The 20,709-nt window shown below is 74.9% G+C and carries 22 protein-coding genes and 3 pseudogenes; 14 read left to right on the forward strand and 11 right to left on the reverse strand.

All coding sequences use genetic code 11. The features are described 5' to 3' along the window. Positions 1-292: 292 nt before the first annotated feature. Positions 293-466: a hypothetical protein gene (locus BJF88_RS19600; RefSeq protein ID WP_158068922.1), complete on the reverse strand. Its 174-nt coding sequence runs from the start codon at positions 464-466 to the stop codon at positions 293-295. Between BJF88_RS19600 and BJF88_RS10705 the strand changes: the two genes are divergently transcribed. The 6 genes from BJF88_RS10705 (at position 453) to BJF88_RS10730 (ending at position 4,728) form a co-directional block, all read left to right on the forward strand. Next, positions 453-1,256 carry a DUF881 domain-containing protein gene (locus BJF88_RS10705; protein ID WP_075828781.1) on the forward strand — a complete coding sequence of 268 codons (804 nt, stop codon included), beginning with the start codon at positions 453-455 and terminating at the stop codon, positions 1,254-1,256. The two genes, BJF88_RS19600 and BJF88_RS10705, sit on opposite strands and share 14 nt — an antisense overlap. Positions 1,257-1,449: 193 nt before the next feature. Then, a complete protein-coding gene (locus BJF88_RS10710) occupies positions 1,450-1,932 on the forward strand; it encodes an FHA domain-containing protein (protein WP_075828782.1) in 483 nt (160 codons plus the stop codon). A gap of 85 nt (positions 1,933-2,017) precedes the next feature. Then, complete coding sequence (locus tag BJF88_RS10715) at positions 2,018-2,680, forward strand: MerR family transcriptional regulator (protein WP_083649053.1); 663 nt, start codon at positions 2,018-2,020, stop codon at positions 2,678-2,680. A gap of 92 nt (positions 2,681-2,772) precedes the next feature. Beyond that, complete coding sequence (locus tag BJF88_RS10720) at positions 2,773-3,246, forward strand: bifunctional nuclease family protein (protein ID WP_075828799.1); 474 nt, start codon at positions 2,773-2,775, stop codon at positions 3,244-3,246. 122 nt (positions 3,247-3,368) lie between these two features. After that, on the forward strand, positions 3,369-3,959 hold the full coding sequence (locus BJF88_RS10725) for a MerR family transcriptional regulator (protein ID WP_075828783.1): 591 nt from the start codon (positions 3,369-3,371) through the stop codon (positions 3,957-3,959). 52 nt (positions 3,960-4,011) lie between these two features. After that, positions 4,012-4,728, forward strand: coding sequence for an MBL fold metallo-hydrolase (locus BJF88_RS10730; protein ID WP_075828784.1), 717 nt, complete (start codon positions 4,012-4,014; stop codon positions 4,726-4,728). A 7-nt stretch (positions 4,729-4,735) separates the two neighbouring features. Here BJF88_RS10730 and BJF88_RS10735 read toward each other — a convergent pair whose 3' ends face one another. The 4 genes from BJF88_RS10735 to BJF88_RS22025 all read right to left on the reverse strand — a co-directional run bounded on the left by BJF88_RS10735 (position 4,736) and on the right by BJF88_RS22025 (position 8,083). Continuing rightward, the gene (locus tag BJF88_RS10735) at positions 4,736-5,989 is read right to left on the reverse strand and encodes a phosphatidylserine/phosphatidylglycerophosphate/cardiolipin synthase family protein (protein WP_075828785.1); all 1,254 of its coding nucleotides are present in this window, start codon (positions 5,987-5,989) and stop codon (positions 4,736-4,738) included. 110 nt (positions 5,990-6,099) lie between these two features. Then, positions 6,100-7,056, reverse strand: a complete 957-nt coding sequence (locus BJF88_RS19605; RefSeq protein ID WP_158068923.1) for a PQQ-binding-like beta-propeller repeat protein — start codon at positions 7,054-7,056, stop codon at positions 6,100-6,102. Further along, on the reverse strand, positions 7,047-7,373 hold the full coding sequence (locus BJF88_RS19610; protein ID WP_075828787.1) for a hypothetical protein: 327 nt from the start codon (positions 7,371-7,373) through the stop codon (positions 7,047-7,049). Before BJF88_RS19610 ends, BJF88_RS19605 begins: the two co-directional genes overlap by 10 nt. Positions 7,374-7,645: 272 nt before the next feature. Then, positions 7,646-8,083 carry a tyrosine-type recombinase/integrase gene (locus BJF88_RS22025; RefSeq protein ID WP_255371950.1) on the reverse strand — a complete coding sequence of 146 codons (438 nt, stop codon included), beginning with the start codon at positions 8,081-8,083 and terminating at the stop codon, positions 7,646-7,648. 186 nt (positions 8,084-8,269) lie between these two features. On the opposite strand from BJF88_RS22025, the gene BJF88_RS22030 reads away from it, so the two are divergent. Further along, positions 8,270-8,614, forward strand: coding sequence for a hypothetical protein (locus BJF88_RS22030; protein WP_255371951.1), 345 nt, complete (start codon positions 8,270-8,272; stop codon positions 8,612-8,614). Between the two features lie 572 nt (positions 8,615-9,186). Here BJF88_RS22030 and BJF88_RS19615 read toward each other — a convergent pair. Continuing rightward, on the reverse strand, positions 9,187-9,489 hold the full coding sequence (locus tag BJF88_RS19615; protein ID WP_158068924.1) for a hypothetical protein: 303 nt from the start codon (positions 9,487-9,489) through the stop codon (positions 9,187-9,189). 311 nt (positions 9,490-9,800) lie between these two features. Next, positions 9,801-10,217 (reverse strand): hypothetical protein, encoded by a 417-nt coding sequence (locus BJF88_RS10765; RefSeq protein ID WP_075828790.1) that lies wholly within the window; start codon positions 10,215-10,217, stop codon positions 9,801-9,803. A gap of 183 nt (positions 10,218-10,400) precedes the next feature. Between BJF88_RS10765 and BJF88_RS10770 the strand changes: the two genes are divergently transcribed. Then, positions 10,401-10,802, forward strand: a complete 402-nt coding sequence (locus BJF88_RS10770; RefSeq protein ID WP_075828791.1) for a four-helix bundle copper-binding protein — start codon at positions 10,401-10,403, stop codon at positions 10,800-10,802. A gap of 35 nt (positions 10,803-10,837) precedes the next feature. Here the strand turns inward: BJF88_RS10770 and BJF88_RS10775 are convergent. The 4 genes and pseudogenes from BJF88_RS10775 to putP form a co-directional block, all read right to left on the reverse strand. Further along, positions 10,838-13,195 (reverse strand): annotated as a pseudogene (locus tag BJF88_RS10775) (ATP-binding cassette domain-containing protein). A 161-nt stretch (positions 13,196-13,356) separates the two neighbouring features. Continuing rightward, positions 13,357-13,766, reverse strand: a pseudogene (locus BJF88_RS10780) (VOC family protein). 5 nt (positions 13,767-13,771) lie between these two features. Then, complete coding sequence (locus tag BJF88_RS10785; protein WP_075828800.1) at positions 13,772-14,194, reverse strand: helix-turn-helix transcriptional regulator; 423 nt, start codon at positions 14,192-14,194, stop codon at positions 13,772-13,774. Positions 14,195-14,334: 140 nt separating this feature from the next. Beyond that, positions 14,335-15,882, reverse strand: coding sequence for a sodium/proline symporter PutP (gene putP / locus BJF88_RS10790; RefSeq protein ID WP_075828792.1), 1,548 nt, complete (start codon positions 15,880-15,882; stop codon positions 14,335-14,337). A gap of 127 nt (positions 15,883-16,009) precedes the next feature. Here putP and BJF88_RS22035 point away from each other — a divergent pair. The 6 genes and pseudogenes from BJF88_RS22035 to BJF88_RS10820 all read left to right on the forward strand — a co-directional run. Further along, positions 16,010-16,228 (forward strand): annotated as a pseudogene (locus BJF88_RS22035) (hypothetical protein); the annotation flags it as partial. Between the two features lie 91 nt (positions 16,229-16,319). Further along, positions 16,320-16,394: an NADH-quinone oxidoreductase subunit A gene (gene ndhC, locus BJF88_RS22040; protein ID WP_255371953.1), complete on the forward strand. Its 75-nt coding sequence runs from the start codon at positions 16,320-16,322 to the stop codon at positions 16,392-16,394. Between the two features lie 1,311 nt (positions 16,395-17,705). After that, positions 17,706-18,365, forward strand: a complete 660-nt coding sequence (locus tag BJF88_RS10805) for an NADH-quinone oxidoreductase subunit H (RefSeq protein ID WP_222843988.1) — start codon at positions 17,706-17,708, stop codon at positions 18,363-18,365. Beyond that, positions 18,362-18,934 carry an NADH-quinone oxidoreductase subunit J gene (locus tag BJF88_RS10810; protein WP_075828794.1) on the forward strand — a complete coding sequence of 191 codons (573 nt, stop codon included), beginning with the start codon at positions 18,362-18,364 and terminating at the stop codon, positions 18,932-18,934. The genes BJF88_RS10805 and BJF88_RS10810 overlap by 4 nt, the downstream gene beginning before the upstream one ends. Next, positions 18,931-19,245 (forward strand): NADH-quinone oxidoreductase subunit K, encoded by a 315-nt coding sequence (locus BJF88_RS10815; RefSeq protein WP_075828795.1) that lies wholly within the window; start codon positions 18,931-18,933, stop codon positions 19,243-19,245. The genes BJF88_RS10810 and BJF88_RS10815 overlap by 4 nt, the downstream gene beginning before the upstream one ends. Further along, positions 19,242-20,627, forward strand: a complete 1,386-nt coding sequence (locus tag BJF88_RS10820) for a proton-conducting transporter membrane subunit (RefSeq protein WP_075828796.1) — start codon at positions 19,242-19,244, stop codon at positions 20,625-20,627. The genes BJF88_RS10815 and BJF88_RS10820 overlap by 4 nt, the downstream gene beginning before the upstream one ends. Positions 20,628-20,709 lie beyond the last annotated feature (82 nt).

Raw genomic sequence — 20,709 nt, forward strand, 5'->3', positions numbered from 1 at the left:
GTGCCCCCCGACGACGCCACCGCCGACACGGTCGGCGACGCCACCGACCCCGCTTCCACCACACCCGCCACGCACGACGGCGGGGACGACGCCGCGGCGAGCCCGGCCACCGACCCCACCGAGCCCGCCGCCGGCGACGCCGGTCCCGAGGTCCCGGCCTTCGAATCCCCGGCGTTCGAGGCCCCGGATTCCGAGGCGCGGATACCGAGGTCGACGCTCGGGACGGCGCCGCTGCGGAACCCACCGGCGCCACGGGCGAGCAGCGCGCCACGGCCCCCGCGCCCCAGGAGGATCAGCCCGCGCCGTCCGACGGCGACGCCGTCACGGCGGCGACGTCCGCCTCCGGGCCCGACGTCACCGACACCCCCGCCGACGCGCCGACCGACGCGCCGTCGGACGACCGCACGGACGCCGAGGACCACTCCGCCGCCGACGCGCCCGCTGCACCGCCGATGGCTCCCGCCACGCCCGAGGAGCGCGCGCCGGCGCGCCCCGCCGCGGCGCACGGGCGGCACGGCGCCCCGACACTGCCGGAGCCGGGCGGGCTCCGCGGCCTCGCGCAGGCGCTGCGCCCGCGCGCGAACCGGTCCCAGCTCGTCGTCGGCGTGCTGTGCGCGCTCCTCGGCTTCGCGCTCGTCGTCCAGGTCAGCCAGACCCAGGAGGACCAGCTGTCGAGCCTGCGGCAGACGGACCTCGTGCGCCTGCTGGACGACGTCACGCAGCGGTCCGGGGAGCTGGAGGACCAGGTCGCGTCGCTGCGCGCCACCCGCGACGAGCTGCGCTCCGGGTCCGGCCGCGAGCGGGCCGCGCTGGAGGTGGCGCGCGAGCAGCAGCAGACGCAGGGCATCCTCTCGGGCCGTCTGCCGGCGCAGGGGCCGGGCGTCGAGATCGAGGTCGCCGAGAGCGGGGCGCCCCTCGACGCGTTCCTGCTCTTCAACGTGCTGGAGGAGCTGCGCAACGCCGGCGCGGAGGCGATGGAGGTCAACGGGGTGCGGCTCGTGGCGAGCAGCTACTTCGAGGACTCGGCCGAGGGCGTGGTCGTCGACGGGCAGGTGATCGCGTCGCCGTACCGGTGGACGGTGATCGGCGACCCCTCGACGCTGGAGACCGCGCTCGAGATCCCGGGCGGGGCGATGGCCTCCCTGCGCTCGGACGGCGCACGCACGACCATCCGGCAGCTCGACGAGGTCGCCGTCACGGCGACGCGCGAGCCGAGCACCCCGCAGTACGCGACCCCCGTGCCCGCGCAGGAGTGACCCGCGCGCGACACCGACGCGTCGGCGAGCCCGGGCGCTACCGGTGCGCGGCCGCACCCGGTAGGTTGGGATGACCGCGTCGTGTGCACCGCATGACCTGCGCATGTAGTAGTTTCTCGGCGTGGAGCGGACGCTCCCGACGCGTGACGACCGAGGTCAGCGCACGCCGTGCCGACAGCCCCGAGGAGGCGAGATGACAGTCCCAGGCGGTCCTGAGGTGCCGAACCGGGGGGTGGGCGACACGACCATCAGCTTCGGCCGCATCGAGGCGCCGGCCGAGGAGGGCGTGCAGCCCGGCGGGCTGAGCCCGGAGGAGCACGCGGCGGTCGCGGCGCTGCCGCGCCACTCCGCGCTCCTGATCATGCAGCGCGGCCCCGGGCAGGGCTCGCGGTTCCTCCTCGACGCCGAGCGGACCGTCGCCGGCCGTTCCGAGCACGCCGACATCTTCCTCGACGACGTGACCGTCTCCCGCAAGCACGCGGAGTTCGTGCGCGAGGACGACCGGTTCGTCGTGCGCGACGTCGGTTCGCTCAACGGCACGTACGTCAACCGCAGCCGGATCGACGCCGCCGTGCTCGCCACCGGCGACGAGGTGCAGATCGGCAAGTACCGGCTCACCTTCCACGCCAGCCGGCACGCCGGCCCCGCGACGGACGGCCCGGCCCCGCAGTCGTGAGCGTGCCCACCGGCGCCGCGCACGCACCCGAGCCGGGCGAGGCGCCCACGAGCCCTGGCCGCAGGGGATCTCGCGCCGCGCGACGATGCGGATCTCCGACGTGCTCGGCGCCCTGCGCCCCGAGTTCCCCAACGTCAGCCACTCCAAGCTGCGGTTCCTCGAGGAGCAGGGGCTCATCGAACCGGTGCGCACCCCGGCCGGGTACCGCCAGTACAGCCCGGCGGACGTCGAACGGCTGCGCTACGTGCTCGTCGAGCAGCGCGACCGCTACCTGCCGCTGCGGGTCATCAAGGACAAGCTGGCCGCGCTCGACTCCGGCGCGGACTACGAGGCGCCCGTGCCGCGGCTGGCGACCACGGACGGCGACGCCGGGCCGGTGCGGCGGCGGTACACGGTCGAGACGTTGGCCGCGGCGGCCGGCGTCGAGCGTCCCCTCGTCGACGGGCTCGTCGCGGCGGGCGTGCTGCACCCCACGACGGGCGGGCAGCTCGACGCGCACGCCCTGGACGTCGTCGTCATCGCCGCCGGCCTCGCCGAGTACGGCATCGAGCCACGGCACCTGCGCACCCTGCGCACCGCCGCCGACCGGCACGTGAACCTCGTGGAGCAGGTCGTGGCGCCCTGGCGCAGCCAGCAGACGGCGTCGGCGCGCGCCCACGCCGACAGCCTCGCGACCGAGATCGGCGAGCTCTGCGCGCGCCTGCACACCGTGTTCGTCCGGCAGGGCGTCGACGACCTCACCCGCTGAGCCCTCGCCGCCGCGAGCGCCTCGAGGTGCCCGCAGCCGCTGCCGGACGCCGCCGCCCGGCGTACCGTGGACGCGTGAGCGAGGACGTGCCGATGGTGCCCGTGGAGGTCCTGGGGGTGCGCCAGCAGCAGCGCGACCAGGAGATCGTCGTGCTGCTGCTCGACGGCGCGTCCGACCTCGTGGTGCCCATCGTCATCGGCCCGCGCGAGGCCAGCGCGATCGCGATGGCGCAGGCCGGGCTGCCGACCCCGCGGCCCATGACGCACGACCTGCTGCGTGATCTGCTCGAGGCCGTCGACGTGCGTCTCGAGGCCGCCGAGATCGTCGCCCTCGACGGCGGCGTGTTCTTCGCCGAGCTCGTGCTCAGCAACGGGCGCCGTCTCGACTCGCGCGCGTCGGACGCCATCGCGGTCGCCGTGCGCACCGGCAGCCCGGTGCTGTGCTCGGCCGAGGTCGTGGCCACGGCGGGCGTGGAGGTCGTGGACGTGGCGCAGCAGGAGGAGGTCGAGCGTTTCCGCGACTTCCTCGAGAACGTGACACCGGAGGACTTCACGACCGACGAGTGAGGCACCCCGTGCGGCCTGGTCCGAGCCAGTCCGCGACACGCGCAGCGCGTCCGCCCGTCGGTCGTTGACGACCCCCTCCGGCGCCCATAGCGTGGACGACGACATCATCCCAGGAGGCGACAGTGAACAGCAGCGGTGAGGCGAGCGTCGGCTCCGGGGCGAGGCTCCCACAAGGTGCGCAGGGCCTCCTCTTCGGGGAGGACATCACCGAGCAGGACCTGGCGACCGGGTACCGCGGCCCGACCGCGTGCCGGGCAGCCGGCATCACCTACCGCCAGCTCGACTACTGGGCGCGCACCGGGCTGGTCGAGCCCACCGTGCGGCCGGCGAGCGGGTCGGGCTCCCACCGCCTCTACAGCTTCCGCGACATCCTGGTGCTGAAGGTCGTCAAGCGGCTCCTCGACACGGGCGTGTCCCTCCAGCAGATCCGCACCGCCGTCGGCCACCTGCGCGAGCGGGGCGTCGAGGACCTCGCGCAGATCACCCTCATGAGCGACGGGGCGAGCGTGTACGAGTGCACGTCCCCGGACGAGGTCGTCGACCTCGTGCAGGGCGGCCAGGGCGTCTTCGGCATCGCGGTGGGTCGGGTCTGGCGCGAGGTCGAGGGCACGCTGTCCGAGCTGCCCACCGAGTCCCTCGACGACGAGGCCGGTGTCGAGGACGGTCCGCACGACGAGCTGGCCCAGCGCCGTCGGGCTCGCTCCGCGAGCTGACCCCACGCCGGGCGGGACGCCGTACCGGCGCCCGTCGTTCCCGGGAGTACGCGTGCGCCTCGTCCATCACGGCCATTCGTGCGTGACGCTGCACCACGGCCACGCCGCCGTGGTCGTCGATCCCGGGACGCTCAGCGACGCCGGGGCGGCGCTGCGGGACGCGACCGCGGTCCTGGTCACCCATCAGCACCCGGACCACGTCGACGTGGCGGTCCTCACGGACGCGCTGCGCGCCCGGCCCGTTCTCGAGGTGTGGGCGCCGCACGACGCGGCCGCCGCCGTGCGGCGTGCGCTGCCCGGCGACGACGCCGGCCGCGTGCACGTCGTCGTCCCCGGGGACGGGCTCACCCTCGACGGGGTCGAGGTCCTCGTCGGGGGAGGGGAGCACGCGGTCGTGCACCGCGACGTCCCGCGCGTCGCCAACGTCACCTACCTGCTGCGCGCCGACGGCACGACGGTGCACCACCCCGGCGACTCGCTCGACGTGCCCGGCGCCCCGGGGGTCCTGGACCCGCTCGTCGGCGCACGGCTCGACGTGCTGCTCGCGCCCGTGGCGGCCCCCTGGCTCAAGCTCGCCGAGACGATCGACGTGGTGCGGGCGGTCGACCCGCGCGTCGTCGTGCCCGTCCACGACGCGGTGCTGTCCGCGGCGGGCCGCGGGCTCGTCGACCGGCTGCTCGGCGAGGCCCGCACCGGCGGCACGTACGACTACCGGCCGCTGCGCCCGGGAGAGTCGCTCGACGTGCCCGGCACCCGGCGCGACGGCTGACCGCCGATCACAGCAGGGGCCACAGCGGCGACAGGATGACCTCGCCCAGCTTCGCGGCGACGTGCCGCGACTCCCACTCCTCGAGCGTGAGCTCGCGGGTGTTCGTCAGGTCGACCTCGAACACCTTCTCCATCTGCTCGGCCATGTCCGGGTCGGTGATCTCGAGGTTCACCTCGTAGTTCCCGGTGAGGGACAGGCGGTCGATGTTCGCCGTGCCGATGGTCGTCCACCGGCCGTCGATCGTCGCCGTCTTGGCGTGCACCATCGCGCTGCGGAACAGGTGGATGCGCACGCCGCCGCGCAGCAGCTCCTCGTACAGGCCGCGCGAGAGCCAGTCCGCGAGCACGTGGTTCGACCGCTCGGGCACCAGGACACGCACGTCGACGCCGCGCGCCGCGGCCGCGAGGAGCGCCGCGAGGATCTCCCGGTCCGGGATGAAGTACGCCTGCGTGATGAGCACGTGCGAGCTCGCGCGGTCGATCGCGTCGAGGTACAGGCCGCGGATGGGGAAGACCAGGTGCGCCGGCGCGTTGCGCGCCGCGCGCAGCCGCGGCTCCCAGTGGACCGAACCGGGGTCGGCCAGGACCGGCTGGTCGGCCGACCGGTTGGCGTTCCAGAAGTCCACGAACGCGTTGCGCAGCTCCCACACGCTCGGCCCCTCGAGCCGCACGTGGGTGTCCCGCCACTGCGTCGCGTACAGGGACCCGATGTTGTAGCCGCCGACGAAGCCGACCTCGTCGTCGACGACGAGGATCTTGCGGTGGTCCCGCCCGGACTTGCGCACGTTGAGCATGAGCACGCCGGGACGGAACACCGGGTAGCGGATGACGTGGACGGGAGCGGGCAGGTCGAAGAACGCGCGCGGCACGACGAGGTTCGCGAAGCCGTCGTAGATGACGTAGACGTCCACGCCCCGCGCGCTCGCGTCGACCAGCGCCTGCTTGAACTCCGCGCCGACGGCGTCGCCCTTCCAGATGTACGTCTCCAGCAGGATGCAGCGCTGCGCCCCGCGGATCGCGTCGAGCATCGCGCGATACAGGTCGTCGCCGAACGTGTAGAGCGTGGTCGTCGTCCCGGCGACCTCGACGGCGTCGGGCTGCGAGCGGGGGAAGGACGCCTCGACGGCGTTGCGGCGCCGACGGACCGCGTCCGCGACCACGAGCGCGCCCGCGAGGGTCACCGGGACGGCGGCGGCCGCCACGCACCCGCGGACCAGCAGACGGCGCGCCGCGCGCCACGACCCGTCGGTGAGGATTCGCACGTGCTCACCGTAGCGGCAGGCGTGCGCGGCGCCAGGGCGGCGCGACGGGCGCCCGAGGTGACCTGCGTCGCGCCCCCGGCGTGCGGCCCTCCCGACCCCCGCCGACCGCCTCACCCGTAGGCGACGAGCCGCTCGGCGGCCGGGTCGAGGTGCACGAGGCGGCCGCCGACCGCGCGGAAGGCACCCGGGTCGCCCGCGTACAGCTCGTCCCACAGGACGTCGCCGTCCTCGAGGTCGAGCGCCACGAACCGGCCCGACCCGGCGTCCTCCAGCGCGGACAGGGTGAGCGCGGCGACGTCACCGTCGGTGAAGGCCCCGACGACCGCGTCGACCGTCCCGAGGCTGTCCCGCTCGAACGACCACGTGGTGCGGCCCGAGGCCAGGTCCACGCCCCGCACCACGTAGCCCAGGTCCAGCACCGCGGTGCCGCCCGCCACGACGAGGACCCGGGACACCGTGCCGCTCGTCGTCCACCGCTCGGTCCCGGACGGGTCCAGGGCCTGCACCCCGCTCGGCACCGACAGCAGCCGGGTCGGGTCGGCCGTGCCGTCCGTCGCCAGCGGCACGAGCGGGCGCCCCGGCACGATGCGGTCGACCGAGCCGTCGGTGCGGACCAGCTGCGTCGTCTCGACCGCACCGGACGACGAGGCCGTCGTCGTGCGCAGGTACGTCCCGTCCCCGGACGGCACCACCTGGACGGTCACGGCCGGACCGGGGTCGTCCAGGCGGTCCCCGTCCGGGGTGAAGACGGCGCTCAGGCGGCAGCCGCGCACCACGAGCAGGCCGTGCTCGACGGTGGCGGCCGCGGTGCCCGCGACCTGCGGCCGGCACATGCCCTCGCGCGGGACGTCGTCGGGCGCCGCCGTCGCGCGCCACAGCACCGACCCGTCGGCCGCGTCCTGCAGCGCCACGGCGAGCTCGCCTCCGGTCCGCTGCCAGCGCAGCACCCCGCCGGGGACGACCACCGACTGCCCGAGCTGCGCACCCAGCGCCGTACGCGTCGCCACCACGCCGTCGGCACCGACCACCCACGCCTCGGGGTCGCGGTCGTCCCCGGTCAGGCACACGAGCACGTCCGCCCGCCCGCGCGCGCGCCGGGGAACGCGTCGTCGCCCGGCGCCGCGCAGCGCGCCGGCCCGCCGAGGGGCGTGGTCCACACGAGCGTGCCGTCGTCCTGCGCGAGACCGGCGAGAGCGTCCCCGCGGGCGACGACGAGCACGTCGCCGACCGCCCACAGCACCGACCCCGACGCGTCCGCCTCCCACGCCGGCGCGGGTGCCGTCGCGAGCGAGGACACGCCGCCGGCGGAGCCGAGCAGCGCGGCACGGTCCGACCACGACTGCCAGAGGCTGCTCGCGACGAACGCCGCCGCGAGCGCCGCCACGCAGAGGACCACGACACCGGTGCGGCGCCGGGCCCGGCGCGTGCGGGGCGCCCGACCGGGGTCGGGGTCCGTGGGGGCAGGGAGGTGCGCAGCGGGCCGTCGCGCGAGGGCCGGTCGTCCTGCCGCGACCGGTGACCCGGCGGGGCGGGCGAAGCAGACGGACCTGACGGGGGTGGCTGCGGGGCGGCGTCGTCGGAGAGAGCTCGTCGGCCTCGACGAGCTCGAGCCGCCGTAGCCCGCCGTCGCGCCGGTCCGCGCCCATGCAGCGCAGACTACTCCGCGGCGGCCGGCCCGTGGGGCGGTGCTGCGCCGTTCGACAGGGCGCCGCTGAGCGGGTGCGAGCGGATCGCGGCGGCGAGCTCGCCCTCGATGCGGTCGAGGTACACGCCGGTGGTGGCGATCGAGGCGTGCCCGAGCAGCTCGGCGACGACCTTGACGTCCCAGCCGTTCGCGGCGAGCAGGGTCGCGGTGGTGTGGCGCAGGGCGTGCGGTGTCGCCTCGCGCCGGTACTGGGGCGGCATGCGGTCGACGGAGCGGCGCAGGAGGTCGCGCACGGCCTGGGCGTCGGTCCGGCGTCCTCGCCAGGACAGCAGGAGGGCGCGCTGGGCGTCCGGGTCGTCGGGGCGCCGGGCCGCCAGGACGGGGCGCAGCCGTTCGAGGTACTCCTCGAGCGCGCCGGCGAGCGGGGCGGAGAGGGTGACGGTGCGCACGTGCCCGCCCTTGCCGTGGATGCGCCACCGCGTCTCGCCGGGGTCGCGGGAGAAGTCGTCGACGTCGCCCGCACGAGCTCGGACACGCGCGGGCCGAGGACGAGGAGCAGGGCCACGACGAGGGTGTCGCGCAACCGCAGGTCGTGGTCGCGGCGGGCGGCTCCCTCGGTCGGGTCCTCGGCCGAGGTGACGGCGAGCAGGGAGGCGGCCGACCCGGCGGACAGCGCGGTGCGCGCGACGCGCAGCCCGTCGCGCAGCCGCGCCGGGGGAGAGGCCCACTGCATCGGGTCGGCCTGCACCCACCCCGCGCGCGCCGCGTGGGCGAAGAAGCGGGTCACGGACTGCCGGAAGCGGTTCGCGGTGGCCGCGGAGCGGCCGGCACCGCCCGGCTTGCGGGCGGCGTCGCTGTACCGCCGGTCGGGCATGACCTGGTACCGCACGAGCACGTCGTCGACGTCCTCGCCGGTGACGTCGTCCAGCACGCGTGCGGGCCCGGCGAGCCGCGCGAACTCGCGCACGTCCCGCTCGTAGCTGCGCCGCGTGGTCGCCGACAGCACGCCGCGCAACGTCTGGCTGGCGACCGACGCGAGGTACCGGTCGGCGGCCTCGGCGACCGTGATGCGCTCGAGGTGCGGCGGCGCGACCATGCCTGCCGTGCTCCTTCCGACCGTGCTGTGCGGGCACCGGAAGCGTAGGGCCGGGCACCGACACCGCAGGTCAGACATGGCGCGCGACGTCGCCCACCGAGACCACGGCGCGGGTTCGCGCAGGACGCGCACCGGCGCAGGGTCGTGGTGCTCGGGGAGATGGGGCCGGCGACGTGAGGGGCCCAGCGACGTGGGGGCCGGGGGAGCGGCGTGCGCGCGAGCGCCTCGGGTCCGGTGCGACGGTGCCGCGGCGGGAGAGCGTCGGCCGGAGTGCTGGTGGGACGTCGTCGTGGCGCGCAGTGGACCGCAGGCGACGTCGACCTGCCGGTGCGCGCGCGAGCCGGGGTGCCGCGGTCGCACGCCGCGACGAGAGGGGTGACGGGGCGGTGACCCGATCCGTCACCACGGTGTTGACCTAAACACAATGGTTTAGCCGCTATGTCCGATTGGGGGAGCCTAGAACATGCCCGGCTGGATGGTGCGCAGACACGCTGCCTGCGGGCTCGCCGGCGGGGTCCGGTCACCGGGGTCGAGCCGTGCCGCAGGGCGCGCCGTGGGGCGCCCGTGGCGACGCGAGGCCCGGGCGCGCGTCCTGGGGGACAGCGTCCGCCAGGCCCAGGTGCCGGCTGCGGCCACGGCGACGACGGCACCCGTCAGGAGCATCAGGACGAGGCACACGGCGACGGTCGGCACGGCGACCAGCGCGCCCAGCACGCGACGAGCGCCCGTGGACGAGACGCGCGGGCCGGCGGACGTCACCGGCTGGACGTCGAGCCGGCTCGTGAGGTCGGTCGACGGATGCCGGGCCGCCGTCGACGTCGAGGTCGGCGACGGCGACGGCGCTGCCGGCGCCTCCGTGGGCCGCGCCGCGCCAGAGGCGCGCGAGGTCGTCGTCGGACGCGTCGTCGCCGCAGGCCGTGTCGTCATGCTCGAGGGGAGGTGGCGACCTCGTCCGGTGATGCGTGAGGCGGCCGTCCCGGCCACATAATGACATAATGTGCATTATCGGCGTAACCGACAGACGCGCGAACACCGGTGGATGCGTGGTCGATCACCTCACGACGCCGTGCTCATCCGTCGGCATCGGCGATCGCGAGCTCGTCCGAGCGCACGACCGCTCCCTGGCTGTCGGTGAGCTCGACCGTCAGCGCTGCTCCCGCGGGTGCGCCGTCCGGGACGGTGAGCTCCAGCTGCAGGACGCCGTCCTCGTCCGCGGCGATCCCTGCGGCGACCGCCGGCGCGGCGACGGTGTCACCGTCCACGATGAGCGCCGCCTCCGTGATGCGCATGGGCTCGTGCTCGTCGGGCTCGGACGGCGGGCCGGCGCAGCCGGTCGTCATCGAGGAACCGTGCAGCGTCACCACCTCTCCTGGCGACGCCGCCTCCTGCGACCACGTCAGCTCGGGCTCGTCGCACGCTTCCCGTGCCGCCGGATCGCCGTTCGCGCAGCCGGCAGCCATGAGCAGGACGACGGCGAGAGCTGGCACTGTTCCGTGGGCTCGTCGTCTCACGCCCAGGCATGCTGCCACGAAGCAGCGGCCGCGGTCACCCCAGGTGAGCGAGCCGGGCGATGTCCCGCGCGCAGGTGCGGCGCGGCCGTGTCGCTCCTAGCGTCGAAGGACCCGCGGCGCACCGAGCGCCGCGCGCCGACTCCTGAGGAGGACTCCCTGATGAAGGCTGACGCGATGCTCCGCTCGTACCCCGGCGACGTCGACCTGGACCACGACCTGCTGACCCGCGCGCTCGAGGCGCTGGCGGCGTGCGCGCAGACGTGCACCGCGTGCGCCGACGCGTGCCTCGGCGAGGACATGGTGGCCGACCTGCGCCGCTGCATCACGACGGACCTCAACTGCGCGGACATCTGCACGACCACGCTCGCGGTGCTGTCCCGTCACACGGGGTACGACGCGGCGGTCACCCGCAACCAGCTGCAGGCGTGCGTCGCGGCGTGCGGGGTGTGTGCGGCGGAGTGCGAGCAGCACGCCGGGATGCACGAGCACTGCCGGGTGTGCGCCGAGGCGTGCCGCGCGTGCGAGGAGGCGTGCCGGGAGCTGCTCGCGTCGATCGCCTGACCCGTCGGCCGTCCGGCCCGCGAGCGCCGGGGCGTTCACGCTCCGACGTACGCGGCGAGGTGCTGGCCGGTGAGCGTGGACCGGGCGGCGACGAGGTCGGCGGGCGTGCCCTCGAAGACGACGCGGCCGCCGTCGTGCCCGGCTCCGGGGCCGAGGTCGATGATCCAGTCGGCGTGCGCCATGACGGCCTGATGGTGCTCGATGACGACGACCGACTTGCCGGAGTCGACGATGCGGTCGAGCAGGGCGAGGAGGTTGGCGACGTCGGCTAGGTGGAGTCCCGGTGGTGGGCTCGTCGAGGACGAGCACGCCGCCGGACTCCCCCAGGTGCGTCGCGAGCTTGAGCCGTTGGCGCTCTCCCCCGGACAGCGTCGTCAGCGGCTGACCCAGGCTGACATAACCGAGCCCGACGTCCTCGAGGCGCGAGAGGATCGCCGCGGCGGCGGCGTGCGCGCCGGGCCGTCGGCGAAGAACGCGTGGGCCTTCGCGACGGGCAGGTCGAGGACCTGGGCGATGTTGAGGTCACCGAGCGTGTGCTCGAGCACGGCCGCCTGGAAGCGCGTGCCGCCGCACTCCTCGCACGGGGTGGAGACGGTGTCCATGAACCCGAGCTCGGTGTAGATGACGCCCGCGCCCTTGCAGGTGGGGCACGCGCCCTCGGAGTTGGCGCTGAACAGGGCGGCTTGACGCCGTTGGCCTTGGCGAACGCCTTGCGGATCGGGTCGAGCAGCCCCGTGTACGTGGCGGGGTTGGACCGGCGCGAGCCCTTCACGGCGCTCTGGTCGATCGTCACGACGTCGTCGCGGCGCGCGATGGATCCCTCGACGAGCGAGCTCTTGCCGGAGCCGGCGACGCCGGTGACGACGACGAGCACGCCCAGGGGCACGTCGACGTCGACGTCCTGCAGGTTGTGCGACGACGCGCCCCGGATCTCGAGGACGCCCGACGGCGCGCGCACCGTCTCCTTCACGGTCGCGCGGTCGTCGAGGTGGCGCCCGGTGACGGTGCCGCTGGTGCGCAGGGCCTCGACGGTGCCCTCAAACGTCACCTCTCCCCCGGCGGTGCCGCGCCGGGACCGAGGTCGACGACGTGGTCGGCGACGGCGATGGCCTCGGGCTTGTGCTCGACGACGAGCACGGTGTTGCCCTTGTCGCGCAGGCGCAGCAGCAGGTCGTTCATGCGCTCGACGTCGTGCGGGTGCAGGCCGATGGTCGGCTCGTCGAAGACGTACGTGACGTCGGTGAGCGAGGAGCCGAGGTGGCGCAGCATCTTGATGCGCTGCGCCTCTCCCCCGGACAGCGTGCCCGACGGCCGGTCGAGGCTGAGGTAGCCGAGGCCGAGCTCGACGAACGAGGCCAGGTTGTCCGCGAGCGCCTGGACGACGGGGACGATGGACGGGTCGTCGGGGTGGGTCCGGATGTCGTGGAGCCAGGCGGCGAGGTCGGTGATCTGCATCGCGCAGAGCTCGGCGATGTTGACGCCGCGGATGCGGGACGAGCGTGCCGACTCCGACAGGCGGGTGCCGCCGCAGTCGGGGCACGCGGCGAACGTCGCGGCACGCTCGACGAACGCGCGCACGTGCGGCTGCAGGGAGTCCACGTCCTTGGCGAACATCGACTTCTGGATCTTCGGGATCAGGCCCTCGTAGGTGACGTTGATCCCCATGGCCTTGATCTTCGTCGGTTCCTTGTAGAGGAGGTCGGCGAGCTGCTGCTTCGTGAACTCGCGGATCGGGCGGTCGGGCGGGTAGAAGCCGGACTCGGCGTAGGCGCGCACCATCCAGCCGTCGGGGGTATAGCCGGGGACGGTGATGGCGCCGTCGAGGAGCGACTTGGACTCGTCGTAGATGGCGGTGAGGTCGAGGTCGGAGACGCTCCCTCGTCCTTCGCACCGCGGGCACATGCCGCCGTGGTAGATCGCCTCGCGCACGATCGTCTTCTCGCCCGTGGCGGACGTCATGACGCCGCTGGCCTTGCGTGCGGGGACGTTGAAGGAGAAGGCGGTGGGCGGGCCGATCCGGGGGTCGCCGAAGCGGCTGAACAGCACGCGCAGGATCGCGTTGCGTCGGTGACGGTGCCGACCGTGGAGCGTGGGTTGGCGCCCAGGCGTTCCTGGTCGACGACGATCGCGGTGGTCAGGCCTTCGAGCACGTCGACGTCGGGCCGTTCGAGCGACGGCATGAAGCCCTGGAGGAACGCGCTGTACGTCTCGTTGATCATGCGCTGGGACTCGGCGGCGACGGTGTCGAAGACGAGCGAGCTCTTGCCCGACCCGGACACCCCGGTGAACACGGTCAGGCGCCGCTTGGGGATCTCGACGCTGACGTCCTTGAGGTTGTTCTCCCGTGCGCCGCGCACGCGGATGACGTCGTGCGTGTCGGCGGCGTGCGCCACGGCGTCGTCCGTGGTCGTGGTGCGGGTCGACGTCTCGGTAGCGGTCACCCTGGGCACTCCTTCAGCTGGTGGTGGGAGCGACGCGTCGGCGGGGGGCGTCGCAGGGCAGACCGCCGTCGGCTCGCGTACTCATCGTCGCACCGGCGCCGCGGCGGGGGTGGTCATCGGACCTCGTCGATGCGGACCATGTTGCCGGCGGGGTCGCGGAAGGCGCAGTCGCGCACGCCCCAGGGCTGTTCGGTGGGTTCGGAGACGACCTCGGCGTCGGCGGCCTGGAGGCGCTCGAAGGTGCCGTCGAGGTCGGTGGTGGCGAGGATGATCGACTGGTAGCTGCCCTTGGCCATGAGCTCGACGATGGTGCGGCGTTCGTCGTCGGTGACGCCGGGGTCGGCGGCAGGCGGGGTGAGGACGAGCCGGACGCGCGCTGGGACGGTGCGACGAGGGTGAGCCAGCGCATCGTGCCCTCGCCGACGTCCATGGTGAGCTCGAACCCGAGGAGGTCGCGGTAGAAGGCCAGGGACGCCTCGGGGTCGGTGTGCGGGAGGAAGGTGGTGTGGATGGTGATGTCCATGGCGTTCACGCTAGGTGGAGGCCGACGGCGGGCGCTTCTCGATTCCTGACCGGTCGGGTGGCCTGCTTGGTCACGCACGACGGGAGCTCGCAGGCGCCGGTCGTGCGGGCGCGTCGGGCGTACTCGCTCGGTGGCATGCCGACGAGCTCGGTGAAGCGGGTGCTGAAGGTGCCGAGCGACTGGTAGCCGACGGCGAAGCAGACGTCGGTGACGGTCCGGTCGCCGCGTCGCAGGAGTGCCATGGCGCGTTCGATGCGCCGGGTCATGAGGTAGGAGTAGGGCGACTCGCCGTAGGCGGCCTTGAACTGGCGGCTGAGGTGGCCGGCGGACATGTGCACGCCGCGGGCGAGGGCTTCGACGTCGAGGGGGTGGGCGTGCTCGCGGTCGATGCGGTCGCGGACGCGGCGCAGGAGCGCGAGGTCGCGCAGGCGTGCGGTGAGGGGGCGCTCGCGGCCGGGTCGGTGCGCTGCGTCGCGTCGCCGGTCATGGTGGTGATGCTGCCACGTCGGGCCAGGCGCGCCCACCCCTGCGGCGCGGGGTGCCGCGGGGTGTTGCGGGGTGGGTGGGGTCATGCGCCGGTGGTGCGGTCGTCGCCGGTGGACGTGGTGGGTGCGGTGGCGGCGGGGGCGGCGAGCTCGGCCTCCATGCGGTCGAACTCGGCGTCGATGGCGGGGTCGGGGCGTGCGGTGGCGCGGGAGACGAGGACGGCGACGAGGAGGTTGAGCAGGAAGCCGGGCACGATCTCGTACATGGCGTCGGCCAGGACGGGGACGTTGCCCCAGACGAGGACGGTGACGGCACCGGTGGCGAGGCCGGCGAGGGCGCCGGCGGGGGTGAGCCGGCGCCAGTACAGGGACAGCAGGACGACGGGGCCGAACGCGGCGCCGAAACCGGCCCAGGCGAAGGCGACGAGATCGAGGATGGCGGAGTTCTCGTCGAGGGCGAGGACGGCGGCGACGACGGCGACGGCGAGGACGCCGGCGCGGCCGAGGAGGAGCTCGATGCGTTCGGAGGAGCGGCGCCCGGCCATGTTGTACAGGTCCTCCACGAGGGCGGAGGAGCACACGACGAGCTGGCTGGACATGGTGGACATGATGGCGGCGAGCACGGCCGCGAGGACGAGCCCGGCGACGAACGGGTGGAACAGGATCTGGCTGAGGACGAGGAAGACGGTCTCGGGGTCGCCGAGGGGCAGGGCGGGGTCGTCGGCGAAGTAGGCGATGCCGATGAGGGCGGTGGCGACGGCGCCGGCGGCGGTGACGGTCATCCAGGCGAGGCTGATGCGGCGCGCGACGGTGGCCTCGCGGGGTGAGCGCAGCGCCATGAACCGCACGATGATGTGGGGCTGGCCGAAGTAGCCGAGGCCCCAGGCGGCGGTGGACACGAGCGTGACGACCCACAGCGCCGCGCCGTCGTCGAGGCCGGTGAAGAGGTTGAACGCGTCGGGGTTGACGGCCCGGGCCTCGTCGACGACGGCGTCGAGGCCGCCGAGGGTGGTGACGGCGACGACGGGCACGGCGACGAGCGCGGCGAGCATGAGCAGGCCCTGGGCGACGTCGGTGAGGGTGGCGCCGAGGAACCCGCCGAAGAGGGTGTAGCCGAGGGTGATGGCGGCGACGACGACGAGCCCCGTGAGGTACGGCCAGCCGAACGACGACTCGAAGAACTTGCCGGCGGCGACCATGCCGCTGGAGACGTAGAAGGTGAAGAACACGAGGATGACGAGGGCGGCCGCGATGCGCAGTGGCCGGCTGTTGCCCTTGAGCCGCTTGGCGAAGAAGCTCGGGATCGTGATGGCGTTGGACGAGATCTCGGAGTAGGCGCGCAGCCGGGGCGCGACGAAGCGCCAGTTCAGCCAGGCGCCGACGATGAGCCCGATCGCGATCCACGCCTCGATGAGCCCGGCGGCGTAGATGGCGCCGGGCAGGCCGAGCAGGAGCCAGCCGGACATGTCGGAGGCGTTGGCGGACAGCGCGGCGACGCTGGGCCGCAGCCCACGGTTGGCGAGCATGTACCCGTCGAGGTTCTTCGTGCGCCGGTAGGCGTAGTAGCCGATGCCCAGCATGAGGAGCAGGTAGATGACGATCGCGGCGAGCTGGTAACCCCGGTCCGACATGGTGACCTCCTGCGGGCGTCGGCGGTGACGGCGTCGTCCGACGGTACCGCCGCCGGCGGTCGCAGGCCGCTCGCGCGGGGGTGCCCGGCGGGTCTGCGAGTGCGGGTCGGCCCGCCTCGTGGTGAGGATGGCGTGGCCGGGCGCGGGTCCGGGGGTGAGGAGGCGTCGGGTGCTGGGGCTGGTGGGTCTGGTCGCGGTCCTGGCGGTGGTGGTGCTCGGGCTCCTCGGCGCGGCGCGGGCGCTCGCCGTGGCGCGCGCGGCAGCGGTGTCGCTGCCGCTCGAGTCGGGCGTGGTGCCGCGCCAGCACGCCTGGTCGCGCTACCACGTGCGCTGGTACGCGATCTCGTTGCTGTTCCTCGCGTTCGACATGGAGATGGTGTTCATGTACCCGTGGGCGGTGGTCGTCGCGGACCTGGGGCGCGGCGTCGGTGGTGGAGATGTTCGGGTTCCTCGCCGTGCTGCTGGTGGGTGTGGTGTACGCGTGGCGGGAGGGGGCGCTGCGGTGGGTGTGATCGACGCGGTGCGGCGCTGGGCGCTGGGGCGCCCGCACGTGCTCGTGGTCGGGCCCGACGACGGGCTGCGGGTACGCGTGCAGGCGGCGGTCGCGGCCCGCGGCTGGGTCCTGGCGAGCACACCGGCCGACACCGACGCGCTCGTCGTCGCCGGCGCGGTGACGCAGCCGGAGGCCGTGCAGGCGCTCGAGGTGCTGTGGTCGCAGGTCGCCGCCCCGCGGGCCCGTGCCCTGGTGCACGACGCTCGGGCCGTCGAGGACGCGCTCGAGGACGCCGCCCGGTCCCTCCACGCGGCGCCCGGCGCAGGCCCGGCGGACCCGTGGGCCCCGCTCCCCCCGTCCGACGACGACCACGACGACGACGACCACGACGACGACCACGACGACGACCACGGTGACGACCACGGCGACCACGGCAACCACGGCTCGATGATGGTCCGCGGGCTGGCGATGGCGTCGACGGCGCCCGACCGGGACGGTCTGGAGCTCGACGTCCTGCGCACCGCGCTCGGCCCGTGGCTGGTCGCCTGGCCGGGCGGCCTGGTCGTCGACGCGGCCTGGGCCGGCGACGTGCTGACGGACGTCTCGGCACGCTGGGTGCAGCGACCCGTGCCGCTGGCCGACCCTCGTTCCCGGGCGCTCGACGTGCTCGCCCGGGTCCTGACGCTGTCCGGGCCCCGCCGGCTCGCCGATCGAGCCGCGCGCGAGCGACGCCGTGGTGCTCGCGCGCCGGACGCGACGCGCGGGCCGCGGACGTCGCGGCACGCGTGCGCCGCGCACGCGTCCTGCGGTGGTCGCTCGGCGGTGGTCGGACGTCCGACGGGCAGGACGTCGCCGCGCACGTGCGCGCCTGGTGCGACGTCGTCGACGGCGCCCCACCTCCCCCGCCGCTCGTGCCCGACGACCTCGCCGGGCTCCTCGAGGGCACCGAGCTCGCCGCCGCCCGTCTCCTCGTGGCGAGCGCCGTCGTCGCGCCCGATCCCCGCGTCGCGCCGAGCCGTACGGCGGGAGCCACGGCGGGACGCACGGCGCGCACGCGCCTCCGGGCGGCGGCGCATGACGGGCGCGCCGGTGCTCGCCGGCGTCCTCGTCGCCCTGGGCGCGCTGCTGCTCGGCGGGGTCGTCGCGGCGCTCGACGCGGCCGTCGTCCCGGGCGTCGGGCGGCGCGCCGTGTCCCCGGTGCGGGAGGCCGCACGGCTGCTCGTCCAGCAGCCGCGACGCACCCTCGCACCGGACGCGCTGCTGGGGCGCACCGCCGTCGTCGCGGTGCCCGCGCTCGCGCTGCTCGCCGCCGCGTCGTGCCCGTCGGCCCGTGGTCGCTCGTGTCGCCTCGGCGGACCTCGTGTGGTTCAACGCCGCCGAGGCGCTGCTGTGGGCGGCGATGTGGATGCTGGGATGGGCGCCGAACTCCCCGTACGCCCTCGTCGGGGCCTACCGGTTCCTCGCCCAGGGCCTGGCGTACGAGCTGCCGCTGATGTTCGCCCTCACCACCGTCGGGGTGGGCGCGGGGTCGCTGCGCTCGACCGACGTGGTCGCCGCGCAGACCGGCGGCGGCTGGTTCGTCCTCACGATGCCGGTGGCGTTCGTCGTGCTGCTCGCCGCCGCCGCGTTCACCGCCTGGGGCCCGTTCGCCGCACCGGCCGGCACCGACCTCGCCGGCGGCGTCCTGGCGGAGTCCTCCGGCGTCGGGCGCCTGCTCGTGCAGACCGGCCGCTGCGCGTTCCTCGGCGTCACGTGCGCCGCCGCCGCGGCCTGGTTCCTCGGCGGCGGCGACGGCCCGCTGCTGCCCGCACCGGTGTGGTTCGCCGTCAAGACCCTGGCCGTCGTGGCGCTGGTCGTCCTGGTCGGCCGGCGGCTGCCCCTGCTGCGCCCGGACCGCGTCGCCGACGTCGCGTGGACCGTCGTGCTGCCCCTGACGATCGTGCAGGCCGCGGTCGTCGCCGTCCTCGTCCTCACCGGAGGGATGCCATGACCGGTCCCGTCCTGCTCGTCGTCCTCGGCGCGCTGGGGGCGCTCGCCGTGTGCGCGGGCGTGCTCGTGTTCGTCGTGGACTCGATGGCGCGCGCCACGTTCTCGCTGCTCGCGTCGTTCCTCGCCGTCGGCGCGTCGCTGCTCCTGCTCGACCTGCCGTACCTCGGGCTGCTGGTGGTGCTCATGATGACCGTCGAGATGGCGATCATGGTCGTGTTCATGGTCATGCTCATGATGAACCCCGGCGGGCTGATGCCCATGAGCATGGTGCACAACACCCGCGGCGCCGTCGCCGCCGGCGTCGTCGTGCTCGCCGCCCTGAGCGCCGGCATCTGGACCGTCGACTGGCCCGAGCGGTCCGGCGCAGCGCCACCCGACACCACCGTCCAGGTGGGCGAGGCCGTCATGGGCCCGCACATGCTCGTCATGATCGTCGTCGGCGTCGTCCTGCTCGCCACCATGATCGCCGGGCTCGCGCTCGCCACCCCCCGCGGTCGCTACGACCGCCTCGGCCCCGACCTGGACCGGCCACGCCCCGACGACCCCGTGGACGGAGGTCTGCCCCGATGACCGGGACCACCCTGCAGGTCGTGCTCACCGTCGCCGCCGCCCTCGTCGCCACCGGGATCGTCGGCGCCCTGTCCCAGCAGTCCGTCGTGATGATCATGATGGGTCTCGAGCTCGTCGTGAACGGCGTCGTCCTGGCCGCCGGTGCCGCCTGGTACTTCCTGTGGCCCGCGGTGCCCGACGCGCAGGTCCTCGTGCTGCTCGCGACCGTCGTCATGGCCGTGGAGATGGCCATGGGCTTCGCCGTCGCGCTCGCCCTGTACCGCGCGCGCCAGATCGACATGGTCGACGACGCGACGGAGCTCGAGGGGTGAGGGCGCTCGACCGGGCCGCCGCCCCCGCCGCCGTGGCCGTGCTCGCCGTGCTGACCGTCGGCGCGGGGGTCGTCGCCGCCCGCGCCGGGTCGCGCCCGGCCGTCGAGCTCCCGTTCCTGCCCGTGCCCGGCGGCGGCCTCGGGGTCGCCGTGGACGGGCTGTCCGCGGTCCTCGTCGTGACCGTGTGCGTCGTCGGGCTGGCCGTGACCGTCGTCGCCGGCGCCGACGACGAGGTGCGCGCGGCCCCCGCCCGGTTCTTCGCCTGGTGGCTCACGTTCGTCGTCGCGATGCTGCTCACCGTCACCGCGACCACCGTCCCCGCCCTGCTCCTCGGCTGGGAGGTCATGGGCGCCACCTCCGCGGCCCTCATCGCGTTCCGGTGGCGCTCCCCCGCCACCGTCCACGCCGCCTCCACCGCGTTCCTCACCACGCGCGCCGCCGACACCGGCCTGTACGTCGCCGCAGGGGCGCTGCTGGCCGGCAGCGGCGGGCTCGCGCTCGGCGACGTCGCGCGCCTCGACCAGCCGTGGGCCGCGGTCGCGGCAACCGGCGTCGTCGTCGCGGCGCTCGGCAAGTCCGCCCAGCTGCCGTTCTCCGGGTGGCTGTCGGGCGCGATGCTCGGCCCCACCCCCGTCAGCGCGATGCTGCACTCCGCGACGATGGTCGCCGCCGGCGGCTACCTGCTGCTGCGCCTGTCCGACGCGCTCACCGGCGCCGCCGGGGGCGTCGTCGCGTGGGCCGGGGCGGGCACCGCGGTCGTGCTCGGCACCGTCGCCCTCGCCCAGCGCGACCTCAAGCAGCTCCTCGCGGCCAGCACCGCCGCCCAGCTCGGCCTCGTCGTGCTCGCCGCCGGCGCGGGCGCCACGACCGGCGGCGCCGAGCACCTCGTGGGGCACGCCGTCGTCAAGGCCGGGCTGTTCGTCGCCGCCGGCGCCTGGCTCTCCGCCCTCGGCACCCGCCGCCTCGACGGCCTGCGCGGTGCCGCACGCCGCACCCCCGCGCTCGGCGCCGCCACCCTCGTCGCCGGCGCCGCGCTCGCCGGCGTCCCCCCGCTCGTGCTGTGGGTCACCAAGGACGAGATCGTCGCCGACGTCGAGGTGTCCCCCGTCCCCGGGGCCGGTGCCCTGCACGTCCTGGCGCTCGTCGCCACCGCGCTCGCCGCCGCCTACGCGGGCAAGGTCCTCGGGGTCGTCGTCCGCTCCCCCGCCCCCGGCGACCGGCTCGACACCGACCGGCTTGACACCGACCGACCCGGCACGCGCCACGTCCCGGCCCGCGCCGTCGTCGTCGCCGCGGCGCTCGCGGCCGCCTCCGTCGCCCTCGGCGCCCTCGCGCTGCCGCTCCCCCGCCCCCGGCGACCGGCTCGACACCGACCGGCTTGACACCGACCGACCCGGCACGCGCCACGTCCCGGCCCGCGCCGTCGTCGTCGCCGCGGCGCTCGCGGCCGCCTCCGTCGCCCTC

This window comes from Cellulosimicrobium sp. CUA-896, assembly GCF_001942335.1.
Classification (GTDB): domain Bacteria; phylum Actinomycetota; class Actinomycetes; order Actinomycetales; family Cellulomonadaceae; genus Cellulosimicrobium.